The 2489-nt window shown below is 52.9% G+C and carries 1 rRNA gene; it reads right to left on the minus strand.

What is annotated here, in order from left to right:
* Positions 1-2489: ribosomal RNA gene (locus HMPREF2891_RS00230) — 23S ribosomal RNA — on the minus strand; the annotation flags it as partial.

Below are 2489 nucleotides of genomic sequence, written 5' to 3' on the forward strand. Positions count from 1 at the left end.
TAGTTGTTGACTATTAGTACCAGTAAGCTAAACACGTTACCATGCTTACACGCCTGGCCTATCAACCCAATCATCTATTGGGAGTCTCTCCCCCCAAGAGGGGGATGGAAACCTTGTCTTGAAGCAGGCTTCCCGCTTAGATGCTTTCAGCGGTTATCCTTCCCAAGCGTAGCTAACCAGCCATGCACCTGGCGGTACAACTGGCACACCAGAGGCTTGTCCGTCCCGGTCCTCTCGTACTAGGGACAGGCCTTCTCAAGTTTCCTACGCGCGCAGCGGATAGGGACCGAACTGTCTCACGACGTTCTAAACCCAGCTCGCGTACCGCTTTAATGGGCGAACAGCCCAACCCTTGGGACCGACTCCAGCCCCAGGATGCGACGAGCCGACATCGAGGTGCCAAACCATGCCGTCGATATGGACTCTTGGGCAAGATCAGCCTGTTATCCCCGGGGTACCTTTTATCCGTTGAGCGACCGCGTTTCCACGAACCACGGCCGGATCACTAGTTCCTGCTTTCGCACCTGCTCCACCCGTCAGTGTCACAGTCAAGCCTTCTTCTACACTTACACTCAACACCTGATTACCAACCAGGCTGAGAAGACCTTTGAGCGCCTCCGTTACCATTTAGGAGGCAACCGCCCCAGTTAAACTACCCACCAGGCACTGTCCCCAATCCGGATCACGGACCAAGGTTAGATAACCGTTTATATCAGAGTGGTATTTCAACAACGACTCCACCACCACTAGCGTAGCGGCTTCACAGTCTCCCACCTATCCTACACAAACACAACCGGCTACCAATACCAAGCTATAGTAAAGGTCCCGGGGTCTTTCCGTCCTGCTGCGCGAAACGAGCATCTTTACTCGTAATGCAATTTCACCGAGTTCATGGTCGAGACAGCGAAGAAGTCGTTACGCCATTCGTGCAGGTCGGAACTTACCCGACAAGGAATTTCGCTACCTTAGGATGGTTATAGTTACCACCGCCGTTTACTGGGGCTTAACTTCAAACCTTCACCCCACAAGGGGGTTGAGCCTTCCGCTTAACCTTCCAGCACCGGGCAGGCGTCAGTGCGTATACATCGCCTTACAGCTTCGCACACACCTATGTTTTTAGTAAACAGTCGCTTCTTCCAAATCACTGCGACCACACCCAAACAAAAACCAGAAAAATAGTACTTGTCCGGGCCTGGTCCCCCTTATCCCGAAGTTACGGGGGCATTTTGCCGAGTTCCTTAACCATGATTCACTCGCACGCCTTAGTATACTCTACCTAACTACCTGAGTCGGTTTAGGGTACGGGCGGTTTTCCTCTAACGTCGAGGCTTTTCTAGACAGCACAGGCACACCAATAACCACCACTATAAGTGGCAGTCCCATCAGCCCTCACCCTTATCATCAAAGACAGCACACCGGATTTACCTAGCATGCGGGCCACAACCTTAGACTGGCACAACCACCGGCCAGCATCAGCTACCCTACTGCGTCACCCCTGTTAACACGCTTGCCTACCCAAGAAGGGACCCCAAGACCACTAGGCGATAAAACCCGAAGGAATCACCACCATCACGGCGTTGGTTAGCACAACTTTGTCAGCACTGGACAAGAAAAAACCGGTACCAGAATATCAACTGGTCATCCATCGACTACGCCTGTCGGCCTCGCCTTAGGACCCGACTAACCCAGGGCGGATAAACCTTGCCCTGGAACCCTTAGTCAATCGGCGCGTGGGATTCTCACCCACCACTCGCTACTCATGCCTGCATTCTCACTCCCAACCAGTCCACAAACCCTCACAGGCCTGCTTCACCCCAGTCAGGACGCTCCCCTACCCAAAAAACAAAAACATTTTTTGCCACGGTTTCGGCGGTGTGCTTAAGCCCCGCTACATTGTCGGCGCGGAATCACTTGACCAGTGAGCTATTACGCACTCTTTCAAGGATGGCTGCTTCTAAGCCAACCTCCTGGTTGTCTATGCAACTCCACATCCTTTCCCACTCAGCACACCCTTAGGGGCCTTAACCGATGATCTGGGCTGTTTCCCTCTCGACTACGAAGCTTATCCCCCGCAGTCTCACTGCCCTGCAATTATCAATGGCATTCGGAGTTTAGCTGACGTCAGTAACCAAAACGGCCCATCAACCAACCAGTAGCTCTACCACCACAACAACACACGCAGAACGCTGCACCTAAATGCATTTCGGGGAGAACCAGCTATCACGGAGTTTGATTAGCCTTTCACCCCTACCCACAACTCATCCCCCCAGTTTTCAACCTAGGTGGGTACGGTCCTCCACGACCTTTTACAATCGCTTCAACCTGGCCATGGGTAGATCACCCCGCTTCGGGTCTAGAACACGCGACTGGGCGCCCAATTAAGACTCGCTTTCGCTACGACTACCCCACAAAGGGTTAACCTCGCCACGCATCACTAACTCGCAGGCTCATTTTTCAATAGGCACGCCATCACCACAACCCCAAAAAAA

It is taken from the genome of Actinomyces sp. HMSC065F11, assembly GCF_001813085.1.
Classification (GTDB): Bacteria; Actinomycetota; Actinomycetes; order Actinomycetales; family Actinomycetaceae; genus Gleimia; species Gleimia europaea.